Origin of the sequence: Bradyrhizobium yuanmingense, assembly GCF_025200905.1 — a bacterium.
GTDB lineage: Bacteria > Pseudomonadota > Alphaproteobacteria > Rhizobiales > Xanthobacteraceae > Bradyrhizobium > Bradyrhizobium yuanmingense.
Genome location: NZ_CP104173.1, coordinates 7,280,644 through 7,297,322, shown reverse-complemented (window position 1 = coordinate 7,297,322; position 16,679 = coordinate 7,280,644). Strand labels below are relative to the sequence as shown.

Annotated in this window: 15 protein-coding genes and 1 pseudogene; 9 read left to right on the top strand and 7 right to left on the bottom strand. The window is 64.4% G+C overall.

Annotation, left to right across the window (positions count from 1 at the left end; all coding sequences use genetic code 11):
- Positions 1-1,246: 1,246 nt before the first annotated feature.
- A complete protein-coding gene (gene rpsT, locus N2605_RS33810) occupies positions 1,247-1,513 on the bottom strand; it encodes a 30S ribosomal protein S20 (protein WP_036002606.1) in 267 nt (88 codons plus the stop codon).
- A gap of 423 nt (positions 1,514-1,936) precedes the next feature.
- Here rpsT and N2605_RS33805 point away from each other — a divergent pair, with 423 nt between their 5' ends.
- Together N2605_RS33805 and N2605_RS33800 are read left to right on the top strand one after the other, a co-directional pair.
- Positions 1,937-2,254, top strand: coding sequence for a hypothetical protein (locus tag N2605_RS33805; protein ID WP_025033220.1), 318 nt, complete (start codon positions 1,937-1,939; stop codon positions 2,252-2,254).
- Between the two features lie 133 nt (positions 2,255-2,387).
- Positions 2,388-3,134 (top strand): polysaccharide biosynthesis/export family protein, encoded by a 747-nt coding sequence (locus tag N2605_RS33800; RefSeq protein WP_036002627.1) that lies wholly within the window; start codon positions 2,388-2,390, stop codon positions 3,132-3,134.
- A gap of 148 nt (positions 3,135-3,282) precedes the next feature.
- Here the strand turns inward: N2605_RS33800 and N2605_RS33795 are convergent, their stop codons facing one another.
- The 3 genes from N2605_RS33795 to N2605_RS33785 all read right to left on the bottom strand — a co-directional run bounded on the left by N2605_RS33795 (position 3,283) and on the right by N2605_RS33785 (position 5,246).
- A complete protein-coding gene (locus N2605_RS33795; RefSeq protein ID WP_260345097.1) occupies positions 3,283-3,954 on the bottom strand; it encodes a dienelactone hydrolase family protein in 672 nt (223 codons plus the stop codon).
- Between the two features lie 167 nt (positions 3,955-4,121).
- Positions 4,122-4,457, bottom strand: coding sequence for a hypothetical protein (locus tag N2605_RS33790; RefSeq protein WP_260345096.1), 336 nt, complete (start codon positions 4,455-4,457; stop codon positions 4,122-4,124).
- Positions 4,458-4,481: 24 nt separating this feature from the next.
- The gene (locus N2605_RS33785) at positions 4,482-5,246 is read right to left on the bottom strand and encodes an alpha/beta fold hydrolase (RefSeq protein ID WP_260345095.1); all 765 of its coding nucleotides are present in this window, start codon (positions 5,244-5,246) and stop codon (positions 4,482-4,484) included.
- A 486-nt stretch (positions 5,247-5,732) separates the two neighbouring features.
- Between N2605_RS33785 and N2605_RS33780 the strand changes: the two genes are divergently transcribed.
- The 3 genes from N2605_RS33780 (at position 5,733) to N2605_RS33770 (ending at position 10,016) form a co-directional block, all read left to right on the top strand.
- Entirely contained in the window at positions 5,733-6,224 is a 492-nt protein-coding gene (locus tag N2605_RS33780; protein WP_025033225.1) for a (2Fe-2S)-binding protein, read from the top strand.
- Positions 6,221-8,503, top strand: a complete 2,283-nt coding sequence (locus N2605_RS33775) for a xanthine dehydrogenase family protein molybdopterin-binding subunit (protein ID WP_260345094.1) — start codon at positions 6,221-6,223, stop codon at positions 8,501-8,503. The genes N2605_RS33780 and N2605_RS33775 overlap by 4 nt, the downstream gene beginning before the upstream one ends.
- Before the next feature lie 418 nt (positions 8,504-8,921).
- Positions 8,922-10,016 (top strand): HD-GYP domain-containing protein, encoded by a 1,095-nt coding sequence (locus N2605_RS33770; protein ID WP_036002556.1) that lies wholly within the window; start codon positions 8,922-8,924, stop codon positions 10,014-10,016.
- Between the two features lie 135 nt (positions 10,017-10,151).
- On the opposite strand, the gene N2605_RS33765 is transcribed toward N2605_RS33770, so the two are convergent.
- Both N2605_RS33765 and N2605_RS33760 read right to left on the bottom strand, forming a co-directional pair.
- The gene (locus tag N2605_RS33765) at positions 10,152-11,732 is read right to left on the bottom strand and encodes an AMP-binding protein (protein WP_260345093.1); all 1,581 of its coding nucleotides are present in this window, start codon (positions 11,730-11,732) and stop codon (positions 10,152-10,154) included.
- Positions 11,733-11,950: 218 nt separating this feature from the next.
- Complete coding sequence (locus tag N2605_RS33760; RefSeq protein ID WP_225113275.1) at positions 11,951-12,361, bottom strand: VOC family protein; 411 nt, start codon at positions 12,359-12,361, stop codon at positions 11,951-11,953.
- A 123-nt stretch (positions 12,362-12,484) separates the two neighbouring features.
- Here N2605_RS33760 and N2605_RS33755 point away from each other — a divergent pair, with 123 nt between their 5' ends.
- The 4 genes and pseudogenes from N2605_RS33755 to N2605_RS33740 all read left to right on the top strand — a co-directional run bounded on the left by N2605_RS33755 (position 12,485) and on the right by N2605_RS33740 (position 15,160).
- Positions 12,485-13,459 carry a Bug family tripartite tricarboxylate transporter substrate binding protein gene (locus N2605_RS33755; RefSeq protein ID WP_036002523.1) on the top strand — a complete coding sequence of 325 codons (975 nt, stop codon included), beginning with the start codon at positions 12,485-12,487 and terminating at the stop codon, positions 13,457-13,459.
- Positions 13,460-13,608: 149 nt separating this feature from the next.
- Complete coding sequence (locus N2605_RS33750; RefSeq protein WP_036002521.1) at positions 13,609-14,061, top strand: ArsR/SmtB family transcription factor; 453 nt, start codon at positions 13,609-13,611, stop codon at positions 14,059-14,061.
- Between the two features lie 8 nt (positions 14,062-14,069).
- Positions 14,070-14,405 (top strand): annotated as a pseudogene (locus N2605_RS33745) (SRPBCC family protein); the annotation flags it as partial.
- A gap of 17 nt (positions 14,406-14,422) precedes the next feature.
- Positions 14,423-15,160 (top strand): DUF899 domain-containing protein, encoded by a 738-nt coding sequence (locus tag N2605_RS33740; protein ID WP_260345092.1) that lies wholly within the window; start codon positions 14,423-14,425, stop codon positions 15,158-15,160.
- A gap of 166 nt (positions 15,161-15,326) precedes the next feature.
- Here the strand turns inward: N2605_RS33740 and N2605_RS33735 are convergent, their stop codons facing one another.
- Complete coding sequence (locus tag N2605_RS33735; RefSeq protein WP_260345091.1) at positions 15,327-16,574, bottom strand: S1C family serine protease; 1,248 nt, start codon at positions 16,572-16,574, stop codon at positions 15,327-15,329.
- Positions 16,575-16,679 lie beyond the last annotated feature (105 nt).

The window sequence follows — 16,679 nt, the reverse complement described above, 5'->3', positions numbered from 1 at the left end:
GTTGCGTTTGTGAGCGCCATGCAGGGTTCCTGCCACGGTCCCTGAAGTGGCGCGACCTCGAGCGAGTCCATCGTCGGGCATGGCTCGACCGTTCGGCGCGAACGCCGCGGGTCAGATCAGCGATGTCAGAGATGGTGGGGTCGCGAGGTCAGCGCGTACTCGGCGCTCCGTCACGCGCGGGAGGCTGGAAATCCGACGGGGCTGAAACGGCATCGTTGGAAAAGGAAACGTGCTGCAATACCGCGTTGAGTCCGTAAGACATGATACCTCCCCGTCCTGCCGTGATCGCTCACGACAAGGTCCTGCGTGTCCTAAAGACAACCGCGCCGTACTCCTGTCGCGGATGCCTGCCCAAATGTACTAGTCGTCCGCTCGACTTCGCCACCTTGCGTGCCGGGGTAGCTTCGCGATGTCTCTCATATGAGCCTGGCGCGAGTAGATGCGCCTGGCGCGAGCGGGAAAGGTCCCGCTTGGAAACATTCAGACAAAGAGCTACCATTCCCACATTGCTGTGGGTTTTGCACCGACATCACTTTTTGAAGCGTCGCCTACGTGCACACCGCCGCCGATTTGCACGCTCGCCCCGTTTCCTAAACCGCGCTGGTCTGAAGATCGTGGGCGCCGCTGACTGGGTTAAGGAATACACTAAGCGGAAAGACTCGCAACGAAATTGATTCACAGTTGAGCCGTCAAAAAACTTGACCTCGGTTAACGTCGCACAGGAGTTGTTCACAGGCTGCGAAGCAAGTTTTTGAATCCGTGCACAGAATCGAGAAGGCCGCGCGTCATGTGACAATTCTCGTTCAGCGCCAAATTATTTTTATAAATTCGTCATGCGCCCGACGTGCGGGCGAATTTTCCAAATGCTTGTCCCTGCTATGTTGATAAGTGATTATCGAGCCATCGCTTTTCGAGACTCGTTTTGCAGGGTAACTCCACCGTGACACACGTTCCGGTGAATCTACGGTGTGCAGAACTCTCATCGGCCATCGATTCAATTCGCGCCCGCCTCACAGGGGTTTTTTGCAACGCAGTGAAGTTTCCTCTGTTGCAGAACATCGGCAGGTAGAATTACGGAATGAAGACTGACGCAGACGATGTAAATCATCCAAGCGAGGCGTGAGCCTCGCGTGACTGCTTGCGTGAATGTGACAGTCAACAAAAAAGCCCGGCGCGAGGCCGGGCTGTTTGATGCGCTGACCGGATCGACCGATCAGACGATGTCGCCAAGATGACTTGGCAAGATTTACTTCGCGAGCTTGGCGATCTGCGCGGTGAGGCGCGAGACTTTGCGGCTGGCGTTGTTCTTGTGAATGATGTTGCGCTGGGCGGCGCGCATCAAGGCGGGCTCGGCCGTCGCGAGCGCCTTCACGGCAGCGGCGCGGTCGCCGCTCTCGATGGCTTCCTCGACGTTGCGCACAGCGCCACGCATCTGGGTGCGGCGCGACTTGTTGACGGCAGTGCGGCGGGCGATCTTGCGCGTCGCTTTCTTGGCGGAAGTGGTATTGGCCATGGTCTCAATGTCCTTTGCGGGTACCGGTCGCGTCTTGGTCGGGTAGCGCCGGCTTGCTTGACCGCGGAATCGACGCTCGGATTTAGGGTGTTCGGTTGCTGGGCCGTTCCCGGAACATGAGCGACCGCCTTGCGGCTGTCTCTGAGGCTCCAAGGTGTCTTCAAGCTCGGATGAGTCCTGAAGCCCAGGGTGCCTGCAACTGCTCAAAGAACAGCGGCGGCGGGATTGCGCCCACCGCCAGTTGGCGCCCTTATAGAGAGGGTCTTTCGCACCGTCAACGCTTTCGGGCGCCGGAAACGCCCCTTTGGCGGCCTGGATGAGTGCCGTAACGCCCTGAAGAGGTTGAATTTCTGCCGTCGCCCGGCTATTGGCTGGCATCGTTCCGAAAAGGTCGTCCGCTTCGACGGCCATCGTAGGTGAGGCATGATCCGCGGCTTTTTCCGACTGATAGGGCTGTTGCTGCTCGCCGGCGGGTTCATCTTCATGGTCTATGACGGCGCCCGCTGGGTGGCCGACCAGACCCTCAAATTCACCCGCTTCGGCCAGTTCTGGAACGATATCAATCAGGCCAGCCAATCGGCCTTCCGCACCTGGGTCGAGGCCAAGGCGCCCTGGCTCTGGACCTCGGTGATCCGCCTGGTGCTGGAGCAGCCGGTCTTCGCCGTCCTCGGCATTCTCGGCATCCTCCTGATGATCTTGTTCCGCCCGCGGAAACCGCTGATCGGCTATTCCCGGGATTGAGCCTGCAGCTGGCGCCGCGTAACAGCGCTGCCTCTTACCCTCCCCCTCCAGGGGAGGGTTGGAGCCCCACTCAACGCTTTATTAACCATAACCGGTGCATCACTGGAGCCGTCTCGTTTCGAGGATGGGTCCGGTGCCGGTTGCACGCGCGTTTCGATGGTCGAACTTGGCGTCCTTGGCAGCGTCCGCCGCGCTCGCTTTGGGCGGCTGCATGCAGACCGCAACTCCCGTCGCGATGGTGCAGCCTCGTCCCGATCTCGATGCCATGGCCTATGGCCAGCCCTATAATGCGCCGCGGCCGGTCGTCGTCGCCAACAACGGCGGTGGCGCGATCGCAGCGCTCAGCAATTCCTTTGCCGCTTCGCCCGCACCGATGCCTGTCGGCTACGCCGCGCCGATGGCGGTGCCGGTGCGCAATGGCCCCTCCTACCATCTCGACGCCGGCGACAAGCTCCGCGTCGTGGTCTACGGCCAGGAAGGTCTCACCAACAGCTATGCGATCGACGCCGGCGGCTCCATCACCATGCCGCTGATCGGCGCGGTGCCCGCCCGCGGCCGCACCACGGCGGGGCTGGCCGGCGAGATCGCCGCACGCCTGCGCAACGGCTACATCCGCGAGCCTTCGGTGGCGGTCGAGATCGAGACCTATCGTCCGTTCTTCATCCTCGGCGAGGTCCTCGCGCCCGGCCAATATCCCTACGTGCCGAACATGACGGTTGAGAGCGCGGTCGCCATCGCCGGCGGCTTCTCGCCGCGCGCCAAGCGCGACATGGTCACCGTCACGCACACCGAGAACGGCGGCGCCATGCGCGCCGTGGTGCCGCTCGGCACGCCGCTCGCGCCCGGCGACACCGTGTTCGTCGGCGAGCGCTGGTTCTAGGATTCAAGCCCGACTCTCTCCTTCGTCATTCCGGGGCGCGACGAAGTCGCGAGCCCGGAATCCATTCATCCACGAACGCTGACGCACGATGGATTCCGGGCTCGCGCTGCGCGCGCCCCGGAATGACAGTGGAAAGAGCCGCGCGCTACTACGTCAAATGCTTCGCGAAAAAATCCATGCTGCGCGGCCAGGCGATGTCTGCGCTGGCCTTGTCGTAGCTGGCGCGCTCGTCGCAATGGAAACCATGCTGGGCGCCTGGATAGATGAAGACCTCCACATCCGGCCGCTTCGACTTGATGGTCTCGACATCGGCGAGCGGAATGCCGGCATCCTTCTCGCCGAAATGCAGCTGGGTCGGCACCTTCGGCGTCTCGTCGGCGAAGCGCACGACGGCGCCGCCGTAATAGCCGATCGCAGCCTTCAGGCCGGTCAATCGCGTCGCCGCGACGAAGGCGATGCTGCCGCCTAAGCAAAAGCCGATGATGCCGACGGGCCCGATGCTCTTCACCGCATCGATCGCAGCTTGCGTGTCGCGCAGCATCGCGGCCCAGTCCGGATTGGCCACGAACTTGCGCGCCTCCGCGATCTCGTCGGGCGAATAGCCCGACTGGAAGTTCGGCGCCGTCCGGTCGAAGATCGACGGCGCGATCGCGACATAGCCTTCCCCGGCGAGGCGGTCGCAGACCGAGCGGATGTGGTGATTGACCCCAAAGATCTCCTGGATCACCACCACCGCGCCCTTCGGCGTGCCGGCGGGATCAGCGCGATAGGCGCCGAGCTGGAAATTGTCCGAGGCTGTCAGCTTGATGTCCTGTCCCACGCGGGTTGTCCTTCTTGGTTGTCGATCCGAAATTCAGCTCTCTCCCCTCATCCTGAGGAGCGCGCACCTGCGCGCGTCTCGAAGGATGAAAGGCCGAGATGCAGCAGCCGGGCCTGCATCCTTCGAGACGCTTGCTGTGCAAGCTCCTCAGGATGAGGGGTAACACCTCACTCCCACATCCAGTTCTCGCCGTAATCCTCCTTCCATCCGGCCAGCCGGCCGTGGCGGAATTGCAGGAACAGGCGATGGCGATAGGGGATCAGGCCGCTGCCGCCGATGTTGCGCAAGGCGAGATAGATCTCGTGGCCGGGACGTCCCCGTACATATTGCAGCTTCTGCCCGAGCGCGCGTGCGGTCTGTTCGGCATCCATGCCGAAGGCGAGCGGCGTGTTGTTCGACAAGGTCGCGGCGAAGGGCTGGCGCGGCGGCACGGCGCCGATCGGCTCGGCCTGCGCAGATAGCGACAGCAACATCGTGCCCGCAGCCAGCATCATCAGCTTCATCGCCTGTGTCCCTGCTCGATCCGCCTATGCCGGCAAGTTCTTCAGGAAAGGCACGACCGCGTCAACAAAAGCCTCGGGCTGATCGATGTTGACGGCGTGTCCGGCCGCGGGGATCACGGCCTTTTGTGCGCCCGGGATCTTTGCCGCCATATAGTCGGACGCGGCGAGGAACGGGGTGTCGTCGGCGCCCACCACGATCAGGCTGGGCACTCGGATGTCGGGCAACAGTTCCATCACGCGCGCATCGCGCTGGGTCAGCATGCCGCGCGCGGCGAGCGCAAGCCCACTGGCGTTGCGATGGTTCGCGGTGGCGCGCTCGCGCGTCGCCGCTTTCAAGACATCGAGGCCTTCGCGGTCGAGCCGGTCGGCCGTGGCAAGCGCTCGCGCGTTCCAGGCTTCGCGCGCATCGTCCTTCCTGAAGCCGGGGCCGGTGTCGATGATCAGTAGCGCGCGGGCCCGCTCCGGATGTGCGCGATAGAACGCCAGCGACATGTAGCCGCCGAGCGAAAGCCCGCCGATGATGGCGCGCTTCGCGCCGACCGCATCGAGGATTGCCGCCATGTCACCGACCGTCAGCGCTTCGCTATACGCGCTCGCATCGTCAGGGTAATCGGACTGGCCGTGGCCGCGCATGTCCCACAGGATCAGCGTGTGGTCCTTCGCCAGCGCGTCGATTTGCCCATGCCACATCGCCGACGTTGAGGAATAGCCGTGGGTGAGCAGCAGCGGCGGCCCGTTGCCATGAACCTCGTAGTAGATGTTGACGCCGTCGCGATTGATCTCCGGCATTGTTCCTGCCCTTTCTTTTTTTCTCGCCGCGACATCGGCGCACCCTCTCCCCTTGTGGGAGAGGGTGGCTTCGCTGAAAGCGAAGCCGGGTGAGGGGTCTCTATCCGCGCATGACTCTCTCAATGCGAGTGCGCGGATACAACCCCTCATCCGGCGCTTCGCGCCACCTTCTCCCACAAGGGGAGAAGGAAGAAAGCGGCGGCAGCTGCACCTTAGCTCGCTAAGTTACCTCGAAGAAACTGCCTGAATGCGATGGCACGCATGCCGGAGGCATGCGCTGTTGTGTTCAGTGGCTGCGTCGACGCCCTTGGCGCGGCGCACAACGGGCGAGTGTGGCGAGCGCTTTTTCGACTCGTTCCAAATTGCATTTGCCTCCGCGCCGGAACGCGATCATTCTCGCCGGCAAGGCTGACGCCAGCCCGGTGGGCGTCCGCCATTCAAATTGCCGCCGTAAGCGGCTTCATGCACCGGCAGGGGAAGACGCCTATGCCAACTCTCACCATCAACGGGCGGAGTCTGTCCGTGGATGCGGCGAACGACACGCCGCTCCTCTGGGCGATCCGCGAACAATTGCAGATGACAGGCACCAAGTTCGGCTGCGGTGCCGGGCTGTGCGGTGCCTGCACCGTGCACGTCAACGGTGAAGCCGTGCGCTCGTGCCAGACTATGCTCAGTGACGTCGCCGGCAAGAAGATCACCACCATCGAAGGTCTCTCCGCCAAGGGCGATCATCCCTTGCAGAAGGCCTGGATCGCCGAGCAGGTGCCGCAATGCGGCTATTGCCAGTCCGGCCAGATCATGCAGGCGGCTTCGCTGCTCGCCAAGAATCCCAATCCAACCAAGGAAGAAGTGGTCGCCCATATGGACGGCAATCTCTGCCGCTGTATGACCTATTCGCGGATCCAGAAGGCGATCATGCGCGCCGCATCCGAGATGCGCACCGCCTCGGCCACCTCGAGCGAGCGGAGGCCCACATGAACGAGCATGTGAAGAACGTGACACCTGAGACGACCGATCTCAGCCGCCGCTCCTTCCTCGTCGGCACCGCCGCGACCGGCCTCGTGCTCGGCTATGCCGGCGTGCCCGGCATCGAATCGGCAGCCGCCGCGCCCGCCAGTTTCGAGCCGAGCGTGTGGTACGCGATCGCGCCGGACGGGCTGGTCACCGTGACCTGCGGCAAGGCGGACATGGGCCAGCACATCGCCTCCACCATGGCGCAGATCGTCTGCGAAGAATTGGGCGCGAAATGGGGCGACATGCGCGTGCAGCTCGCCTCCAACGATCCCAAGTTCAACGATCCCGTGCTCGGCGCGCAGATCACCGGCGGCAGCTGGTCAACCATGATGAACTTCGAAGCGATGAGCCGGGCCGGCGCGGCTGGGCGGATCGCATTGACCGAAGGTGCCGCCGCCGCCATGGGCGTACCGGCATCGGAGCTCGTGGTGCGCGATTCCATGATCGTGCATCCGAAGTCGAAGAAGCAGATGTCGTTCGCCGATGTCGTGAAAAGCGGCAAGGCGACGAAGACCTTCACGCCCGACGAGCTGAAGGCGATCAAGCTGAAAACGCCCGATCAATATACGATGATCGGCGTCTCGGTGCCGCAGCTCGACATCCCCTCCAAGACCAACGGCACGGCCAAGTACGGCATCGACGTGATGTTGCCGGGCATGGCCTATGGCGCGCTGGTCACGCCGCCGGTGCGCTTCGGCGCCACCGTGAAATCGGTCGACGACAGCGCGGCAAAGAAGGTGCCGGGCTTCATCAAGGCCGTCACGCTCGACGACAAGACCGGCACGACATCGGGCTGGGTCGTCGCCGTCGCCAGCACCTACGCCAACGCCAAGAAAGCGGCGCAGGCGCTGAAGATCGCCTATGACGCGGGACCGAATGCGAAGGTGTCGAGCGAGTCGCTGCTCGACGAGGCCAAGCGGCTCCAGAAGCTGGACGATTCCGGCCAGTTCTTCGTCAAGGACGGCGATCCCAATGCAGCCTTCGGCTCGGCGGCCAAGGTGGTGGAGGCGGAATACACCACCAGCATCAACATCCACGCGCCGCTGGAGCCGATGAACGCCACCGCGGAGTTCAAGGGCGACATCCTGCACATCTATTCCGGCAACCAGTTCGCAACGCGCTCCGGCGCGATCGCGGCGGGCGCTGCCGGGATCGATCCGAAATTCGTGGTCATGCACCAGATGTGGCTGGGCGGCGGCTTCGGCCGGCGTCTCGATGCCGACATGATGATTCCGGCGGTGCAGGCGGCCAAGGCCGTCGGCAAGCCGGTGAAGGTGATCTATTCGCGCGAGAACGACATGACGATGGATTTCTCGCGTCCGCTCACCTATCAAAAGGTGAAGGCCGGCGTGGACGGCGATGGCAAGCTCATTGCGATCAGCCACGACGTGGTCTCGGCCTGGCCGACCGCGCGCTGGGGAATCCCCGATTTCCTGACGCCCTCGGTCGACAAGAAGGGCCCGCTCGATTCCTTTACGGTGAACGGGGCGGACTTCTTCTACACCGTGCCCAACCATTATGTGCGCGCGATCAAGAACGAGCTCGCGCACAACGCCACGCCCTCCGGCCAGCTTCGCTCGGTGGCGCCGGGCTGGACCTTTTGGGCGGTCGAAAGCATGATCGACGAGATCGCGGCGGCGACGGGCAAGGATCCCGCCCAGTTCCGCATCTCGTTGCTCGACGGCGCCGGCAAGAACGACGGCGGCGCGCAGCGCTTGCGCAACACGCTGCTCGCCGCGATGGGACTGTCCGGCTACGGCACCAAGCAATTGCCGAAAGGCGAGGGCATGGGCGTCGCCTGCGTCTCGTCGCAGGAGCGGGCGACCGCGAGCTGGACGGCGTGCGTGGCTCACGTCGCCGTCGCGCCGTCGGGGGAGGTGACCGTGAAGAAGCTCACGGTCGCAACCGACGTCGGCACGCAGGTGCATCCCGACAATGTCCGCGCCCAGGTCGAGGGTGCGGCGCTGTGGGGCCTGTCGCTGGCGATGTACGAGAAGGCGACGCTGAAGGACGGTGGCATCGAGCAGACCAATTTCGACGGCTACACGCCCTTGCGCATGAGCCAGACGCCCGAGGTCGCGATCGCCGTGATCGCCAATGGCGAGAAGGCCACCGGCGTCGGCGAGCCCGCGGTCACCGTGGTCGCGCCGGCCATCGGCAACGCCATCTTCAATGCCAGCGGCGCCCGCGTCCGCGCCCTGCCGATCACCGCGGAAGCCGTGAAGGCGAGCATGAAGGCGTAAGTCGAGCCGTGATTGCCAAATGAGCTGATCCGCCGGAGGGCAACCTCCGGCGGATTTGTTTTGGAGCCGCCTCCACACCCTCACCGTCATGCCCCGGCTCGACCGGGGCATCCAGTACGCCGCGGCTTCTCGGTTTCAGCCGGACCGTCTCAGCATACTGGGTCGCCCGGTCGAGCCGGGCGACGACAACGGACGGCGGGGCGATAGCGTCCAAAATTCCCCTTATCCATCAATGCCCGTTCTACTGTGCATGGGGTTGTTTTCGCCGGTTGTGAAATTCCCCCCTGAACCCCAATCCGTAAAATTGCGTGCAATTCCCCAAGGTTCCATTGAGCACGCCTCTTAAGGGCCAGAGAACCTGATCCGGCTTAGGCTCATCGGCCAATACGCCCGAGTTTCCGGTCCTTGTGGGGAAGCCATGAACGCCACAGCCAAATCCGCCGCCAAACGCCGGCTCCTGCTCGCCTCCGATCGGAGCGACGGGAGCAGCGAGCTCGCCAGCATCCTGAAAGCGGTCGGCGACGTCTCCACGGTGAAGACGGACGAAATCCCCGCCCAGCCGTCGCGCGATCTCTCCGGGCTCGTGGTCGACATCAATCTGCGCTCGCCCGACAGCGTGCAGCGGGTGCGCAACAAACTGCGCGGCGATGCCTATCGTTCGATGCCGCGGCTGTTCGTGCTCGCGGACGCCCTGCATCACGGCACCATGCAGGCCTGGGCGTTAGGAGCCACCGACACCATCTCACGGCCGCTCCAGGCCGAGGCCATCCTGCAGCGCATTCGCGCCGCCTTCCCGGACACCGCGGCCTATGACGCGACCGATCGCGGCAAGACGCTCAACCGCGGCGTCGAGGCGGCCCATGCGGTGCTGACCAAGATGTTCGAGAAGCTGCCGCTCGGCGTGGCCCTGACCTTCGATGACGTCATCGCCGCCGAAAGCAAGATCCTGAAGGCGATCAAGCATTCCTCGCTGCGGGAATGGCTCACCACGGTCGGCTGTCACCATGTCGGCAGCTACCGCCATTGCCTGTTCGTCACCGGCTTCGCCGTCGCCTTCGCCCAGCATCTCGGCATGCGCGAGGACGACCAGCGCCGCCTGACCCGCGCCGCGCTGCTGCACGACGTCGGCAAGGCCTTCGTTCCGGCCTGGCTGCTCGACAAGCCCGGCAAGCTCACCGACGAGGAGATGGCTGAGGTCCGCCAGCATCCGCGCCGCGGCTATGATGCGCTCGCCGCGCAAGGCGGCTTCCCGCCGGAGATGCTGGACGTGGTGCTGCATCACCACGAATTCCTCGACGGCTCCGGCTATCCGAACGGCCTGTCGTCGAACCAGATCAGCGACATCGTGCGCCTGACGACGATCGTCGACATCTACGCCGCCTTGGTGGAGAAGCGCGCCTACCGCATGCCCTTCACCCACTCCCGCGCCTTCACGATGATGGAAGGCATGGGCGGCAAGCTCGACCAGCAGCTGCTGCAGGCGTTCCGTCCGGTCGCGCTGGGGTCGTTCTAGTCGGGATGCCGTAGTCGTAGGGTGGGTTAGCCTCGCGGCTGCGCGAAGCGCAGGCGCCAGGCGTAACCCACCATGCCTCCGCAATTGCCGAACGAAGTTGGTGGGTTACGCCTTCGGCTAACCCACCCTACGAGATCACCCCACCAGCTTCCGCAGCTCCGCCTTCGCCACCTTCTCCAGCGTCGAGCGCGGCATGTCGTCGACGAGCCTGATCTCGCGCGGCAGCTTGAAGTCGGCAAGACTCCGGCGGCAGGCTTCCATCACGCGATCATGCAAGTCGGGCGCAGCGCCTGCGACGCCGCCCTGCGGGATGATGAAGACCACCGGCACCTCGTCCAGCATCGGGTGCTTCTTCGCCACCACCGCGGCCTCGCGCACGCCCGGCACGAGCGCGATCACCTGCTCGATCTCGGAGGCCGCAACGTTCTCGCCGCCGACCTTCAGCATGTCCTTGGCGCGGTCGCCGAACTTGATGAAGCCGTTCTCCAATCGCTCGACGCGGTCGCCGGTGAGGAAGAAGCCGTGCTCGTCAAAACTCTCGCGCGTCGCCTTCTCGTTGTGCAGGTACTCGGCGAACAGCGACAGGCCGGGGATGCCTCTGATCGCGAGATTGCCGGTGTCGCCGACCTCCGTCGGCCGTCCGTCGTCGTCGGTGATGCGGATCTGATATTCGGGCGCGGCGCGACCGATCGACATCGGGATGTTGGGCTGATCCACCTCGCCGACGATGCCGTGGGTGATGGTCTCGGTCATGCCCCACCAGCCGATCATCTTGACGCCGAAGGCGGCAAAGGCCGGCGGCTCGTTGATGGCGGTGCCCCACAGGCGGAACTTGTGGTCTTTCGGGATATCCTGCTCGAGCAGCGCCTTCATGCAGAACGGGATCGTCGAGGTCCAGGTTGCGCCATGCTCGCGCGCGACGCTCCAGAACCGGCTGGCGGAGAAACGCGGCTGGATCACGCAAGTGGCGCCGACCCACAGCGCCGCCAGCATGGAATAGGCCAGCGCATTGGTGTGGAACAGCGGCAAGTACGCCTGGTGCACGTCGCCGGCGTGAAGGTCCTCATGCGCGGCGTTGATCTTGGCGCCCCACAGCGCGTTGGCATGGGTCCACAGCACCGCCTTCGGCCGCGACGTCGTGCCCGAGGTGTATTGCACGCTGCATGCCGCCAGCGGATCGGTCGCGCGCCGGGGACGATCGGCACTGTCGGCGAACAGCGATTCGAAGCTGTCGCCCCGCGAGACGCCCCGCGCGGGCGCCGCGCCCGCATCGTGCGAGGTCACCGCGAGCCAGCGTATGCTGCGGCAGTTCTGCGCGACGGCTTCCGCATAGGCCGGCTGCGTGATCGCGGCGACCGCGCCGCAATGATCGGCGAAATACGCGATCTCGGCCGGCGCCGAGCGCGTGTTGGTGGTGACGGCGACGGCCCCGAGCTCGACGCAGGCGAACCAGGCCAGCATCGCCTCGATGCAATTGTCGAGATGAATGAGCACATACTCGCCCGGCTTGACGCCGCGCCTGGCGAGGCCGGCCGCGAGCGCGCCGACGCGCTCGTGAAACTCGCCGTAGCTCCAGCGCCGCGCCGGCGCGTCGAACGGCGCCCAGATCAGGAACGGATGATCACGCCGGACCTCGGCGCGCAGCTTGAGCAGCCAGGGCACGTCGAGCCCGTCGAACGGGCCCACGATTCCAGCTGTGGTCTGTTGAACTGGCATGGCTCCTCCCGGTGCAGCCGCATCTTGCCGGCGGCTGTCTTTTGATGATTGCGTCTTCCTGCCATTGGACGACGCGGGACGCAAATCCGGGGAAGGGCCGAGCTCTCTCCTGCGTCATTGCGAGGAGCTCCCGCGACGAAGCAATCCAGACTGGTTCCGCGGAGGGGTTCTGGATTGCTTCGCTGCGCTCGCAATGACGGTTTGGCTGGGGGCGCGCCTCAATCCTCGTACGACGAGATCTCGATCAAACTGCCATCCGGGTCCCGGCAATAGACCGAGCGCAACGTGCCGCGGGCGCCTTGCCTCGGGCCCGGACCTTCCTCGATCGCGACGCCATGTGCCCGCAAATGCGCCACCACCTCGTCCGGCGTGGCCGAGGTGAGAAAGCACAAATCTTCGCTGCCCGCCGTCGGTTGGTTCGCGGTGAACCACTCCACCTTGTCGGCATCGCGTTGCCGGACGTTGATCCTCTGGTTACCGAATTCAAGGAAAGTCCGCGGCGCTTTGCCGCCGCCGGGATCGAACACCTTGACTTCCATGCCGAGAATCTTGCCGTACCACGCAGCACTTGCCGCGACGTCGCTGACATTGATCACGAGATGATCCAGGGCATGAACCTTGACCGGCATGTCTCATCCTTTCGTCGTGATGTGCCCCGCGCACTTTCCGCACGCGGCAAGCTTTGTTACAACCGCAGCGACGCGGCTTTCAAGCCATCCGACTTCAAGAACAACACTGGGAGAACCCTTGAGATGATCACTCGCCGTACCGCGCTGGGCCTGCTCGCCGCCAGTCCGCTTGCAGCCACCCCGCTGTCGAAGGCCCTTGCCGCCGATTATCCGGCCCGTCCGGTGAAATGGGTGGTGGGCTATCCGCCGGGCGGCGCCACGGACATCCTGGCACGGCTGATCGGCCAGCGCCTGTCGGAAAAGCTCGGCCAGCAATTCGTGGTCGAGAACAAGCCCGGCGCCGGGAACAACATCGCGACCGAATCGGTCATCAATGCCGAGCCCGACGGCTACACGCTGCAGCTGGTCAACCCGGCCAACTACATCAACGCCTCGCTCTACAAGAATCTCAAGTTCAACTTCGTGAACGATATCGCGCCGGTCGCCTCGTTCCAGCGCGTTCCGAACGTGATGACCGTGAACAAGGATGTGCCGGCCAAGAACGTCGCCGAGTTCATCGAGTATGTGAAGGCCAATCCCGGCAAGGTGAACATGGCCTCGTCCGGCAACGGCACCTCGGTGCATCTGTCCGGCGAGATGTTCATGGCCATGACCGGCTGCAAGATGCAGCACGTGCCCTATCGCGGCGCCGCGCCCGCGATCACCGACATGCTCGCCGGCCAGGTGCAGGTGATCTTCGACAACATGCCCTCGATCATTCAGCACATCCGCTCCGGCAGCCTGCGCGCGATCGGCGTCACCACCACGGAACGCTCGCCGCAGCTGCCCGACGTGCAGCCGATCGCCGACACCGTCAAGGGCTATGAGGCGAGCGCGTTGTTCGGCATGGGCGCGCCGAAGAACACGCCGAAGGAAATCATCGCCAAGCTCAACGCCGAGGTCAACGCGGTGCTCAAGGAGCCTGACATGGCCAAGCGCCTGGTCGAGCTCGGCGGCGAGCCGCGGGTGCAGACGCCCGAGGCGTTCGGCGAGGAGATCAAGGCCGAGACCGAAAAGTGGAAGAAGGTCGTCGACTTCGCCGGCCTGAAGGTCGAGTAGAAATCTCGTGATGATGAGGAAGAGGGCCCTGCCGTTCGGCAGGGCTTTTTTCTTGGCTGCATTGCCAGCAACCCGATCACGCTCTCGTGCGGATCCGCGCCTGCGCCTTCCGGCTTGACGTTGCCGTGCTCGCGTCTATACTAAACCATATGGTTAAGTATCAGGACGAGACGCTGGACCGGACCTTTGCGGCGCTGTCAGACCCGACGCGTCGTGCCTTGCTGGCGCGCCTCGGCGAGCAGGACGGCCTGTCGGTGAGCGAGCTGGCGGCCCCGTTTGCGGTATCGCTGCCGGCGATCATGAAGCATCTCGACGTGCTCACCGATGCCGGGCTGATCGTGCGCGAGAAGACCGGGCGCACGGTCGCCTGCCGGCTGACCGCGCAGCCGATGGAGCAGGCGATGAACTGGCTCAATCGTTATGCGCAGTTCTGGTCCCACAATCTCGATCGCCTTGCCGCCTTCGTGGAGGAAGAGACATGGCCAACGCAACCGCCAACACCGCCGAACGCCCGGCAGAACGACCAAGCCTCACGCTCACGCGCCGGCTCCGCGCGCCGCCGCAAAAGGTCTACGCCGCCTGGACGCAAGCCGCGCAGCTAGCGCAATGGTTCGGGCCGCCGAACATGAAGCCGGCGACGCTTCAAGCCGAGCTCGACGTCCGCGTCGGCGGCCGGTTTCGCATCAGCTTCACGGGGGACGACGGCGAATACTTCGAGGCCGGCGGCCGCTATCGCGAGGTGGTGCTGAACGAGCTTCTGGTCTTCACCTGGGCCTGGCACTCGACGCCGGAGCGTGAGTCGCTGGTGACGATCTCGCTGAAGCCGGACGCTGCCGGCACCTTGATGATCTTCCATCACGCCCAGTTCTTCGACGAGACCGCGCGCGACAACCACCAGCGCGGCTGGAGCTCGATTTTCGACAAGCTCGATGTTTTCGTCGCCTGATCCCCAAGGAGAACGCCATGCAGCAACATCAGATCGTTTCGCGCGAGCAATGGATCGTCGCGCGCAAGGCCCTTCTGGTCCACGAGAAGGAATTGACCCAGGCTCGCGAACGGCTTGCCGACGAGCGCCGCCGGCTCCCCTGGGTCAAGGTCGACAAGGCGTACGAATTCGAAGGGGCGAACGGCATTGTGTCCCTGGGCGATCTGTTCAAGGACCGGCCGCAGCTGATCGTGCAGCACGTGATGTTCGCACCCGATTGGGACGCGGCCTGCAAGAGCTGTTCGTTCTGGGCCGATGGGTTCGAGCGCATGGTGCCGCATTTGGCCGCGCGCGACACCGCCATGGTTGCGGTCTCGCTGGCGCCAAGCGCAAAGCTCGAAGCCTTCAAGAAACGGATGGGCTGGACCTTCGACTGGGTTTCGTCAGGCCACAACGACTTCAACCGCGATTACGGCGTGACGTTCTCACAGGAAGAGGTCGCGACCGGCAAGCCGATGTACAATTTCGGGACCACGCCGTTCTACGGCCCCGAGCTGCCCGGCATCAGCGTGTTCTTCCGCGACGAGGCCGGCGCGATCTTCCACACCTATTCCTGCTTCGCCCGCGGCCTCGACATGATGAACGCCGCTTATCAATATCTCGATCTCACCCCGCTCGGCCGTCACGAGGAAGGCCTGCCCTATCCGATGGACTGGGTCCGCCTGCGCGACCAGTACGAGCCGCAGCCGGCGAAGGGTGCGTGCTGCCACGGGTGAGGGGAGCGCTCGACGCACATCAAAGCTGTCATCGCCCGGCTTGACCGGGCGATCCAGTATTCCGAGACGGCAGTGATGAATCGAAAGGCCGCGGCATACTGGATTCCCCGCCTTCGCGGGGAATGACAGCTACGGGTGAGGTGCAGGGTGTGCCTTGCCCCGATAGCTACCGCTTCGCCTCCGCCTGCTCCGCCGCGTTGCACGAGATCAGCATCGTGTAAGGCCGGGCGTTGGTGGCGATGTCGGTGGTCTTGAGCTCGCTCTTTGGCTCGGCGGTCTGATAGGGCACGATCGAATTGTCGAGGAAATCGCGCAGCACTCCGGTCTTGATGGCGAAATTGATGTTTTCAGGGATGTTGCCGGTCGCCACCGCGATCCGCAAGGCTGGAATCTTGCCCGTGACCACGCCCACGACCTGACCCGTGTTGTCGAACAGCGGCCCGCCGCTATTGCCTGGCTGCACAGGTGCGCTGATCTGCAGGAAGCGCGAGTCGTTGCGCATGCCGCTGAGCGAGCTCACGATGCCGGTGGTCACGCTGAAGTCCGAGGTCAGGATGCCGTGATAGGGAAAGCCGATCGCGATCACGGAATCGCCGGAGCGGATCGAGCGGTCGCGGATCCGGGCAAAATCCTTGAAGGTCGTCGTCGACGGCGCCTGCAACAGGGCGAGGTCGTTGTTGGCATCGCTCGAGACGACGCGCAGCACCATTGCGGCTTCGCCGGTGAGATTGCCCCTGACGTCGCCGACGCAGCCGTCGATCACATGATGGTTGGTGACGACGTGCCCGCTCGCGCTGACGACGAAGCCGCTGCCGCTCCTGGCTCGGGCGGGTTTGCCGCCGGCCGGCGCTGCCGTCTGCTTCTCCGCCGTCGCCGCCGGCTTGGCCGCACCCTTGGTGAAATCGCCGGCCTTGCTGAGCCCGTCTGCCTTCACCCGCGTGACGCAGTTCGCCAGCGCCGCGATAAGGGGGGCCGTCGACGTCAGCACAAATTGGAGTGGCTTGCTCCCGTTGGTCGTGATCACCATCAGGCTTGCCTTCTGGAAGGTGCGAGCGACGTTGGGGGGCAGCATGGTCGTCACCATATTGGTGGTGCCGGCGGTCGCAAACAACCTCGCCTGCTCCTGGCCGTCGAAGATGAAGTCGATGGGCGCGGTATCGCCCTTGTTGAAGCGAAAGCTGGGGCTGGCAAAGCTCAGCAGCCAGGAGCCGGCCGCATTCTGCGCGACGAAGAGACTCACGCCGTTGGCGTAAGGTGCGGTCGCCGCGCAATGGGAGAACGCACCCGTCTCGTCATTGCTGAATGCGCCGCCGGCCCAGTTGCCGACATTGACCGTGCCGAACGGCCCCGCCGCGTTCGCCCCGAACACACTCACCTGCAACACGAACGCAACGACCAACGACCTCAACCACATACCCCAGCCCCCCGGCAAACTCACTCGCATCCATCTTATCCGCGAGGGCAGGTGAGGCGCAACCGTCAGTTGTCCGCACCAGTCGGTTCGGCTGACCGCAACAAT

Bases quoted from the DNA above. Each gene is read 5' to 3' on its own strand.
- N2605_RS33775 (WP_260345094.1), top strand. From the start codon at position 6,221: ATGAACGAGCATGTGAAGAACGTGACACCTGAGACGACCGATCTCAGC.
- N2605_RS33765 (WP_260345093.1), bottom strand. From the start codon at position 11,732: ATGCCAGTTCAACAGACCACAGCTGGAATCGTGGGCCCGTTCGACGGG.
- N2605_RS33740 (WP_260345092.1), top strand. From the start codon at position 14,423: ATGCAGCAACATCAGATCGTTTCGCGCGAGCAATGGATCGTCGCGCGC.
- N2605_RS33770 (WP_036002556.1), top strand. From the start codon at position 8,922: ATGAACGCCACAGCCAAATCCGCCGCCAAACGCCGGCTCCTGCTCGCC.
- N2605_RS33785 (WP_260345095.1), bottom strand. From the start codon at position 5,246: ATGCCGGAGATCAATCGCGACGGCGTCAACATCTACTACGAGGTTCAT.
- N2605_RS33790 (WP_260345096.1), bottom strand. From the start codon at position 4,457: ATGAAGCTGATGATGCTGGCTGCGGGCACGATGTTGCTGTCGCTATCT.
- N2605_RS33805 (WP_025033220.1), top strand. From the start codon at position 1,937: ATGATCCGCGGCTTTTTCCGACTGATAGGGCTGTTGCTGCTCGCCGGC.
- N2605_RS33755 (WP_036002523.1), top strand. From the start codon at position 12,485: ATGATCACTCGCCGTACCGCGCTGGGCCTGCTCGCCGCCAGTCCGCTT.
- N2605_RS33760 (WP_225113275.1), bottom strand. From the start codon at position 12,361: ATGCCGGTCAAGGTTCATGCCCTGGATCATCTCGTGATCAATGTCAGC.
- N2605_RS33735 (WP_260345091.1), bottom strand. From the start codon at position 16,574: ATGTGGTTGAGGTCGTTGGTCGTTGCGTTCGTGTTGCAGGTGAGTGTG.
- N2605_RS33780 (WP_025033225.1), top strand. From the start codon at position 5,733: ATGCCAACTCTCACCATCAACGGGCGGAGTCTGTCCGTGGATGCGGCG.
- rpsT (WP_036002606.1), bottom strand. From the start codon at position 1,513: ATGGCCAATACCACTTCCGCCAAGAAAGCGACGCGCAAGATCGCCCGC.
- N2605_RS33750 (WP_036002521.1), top strand. From the start codon at position 13,609: ATGGTTAAGTATCAGGACGAGACGCTGGACCGGACCTTTGCGGCGCTG.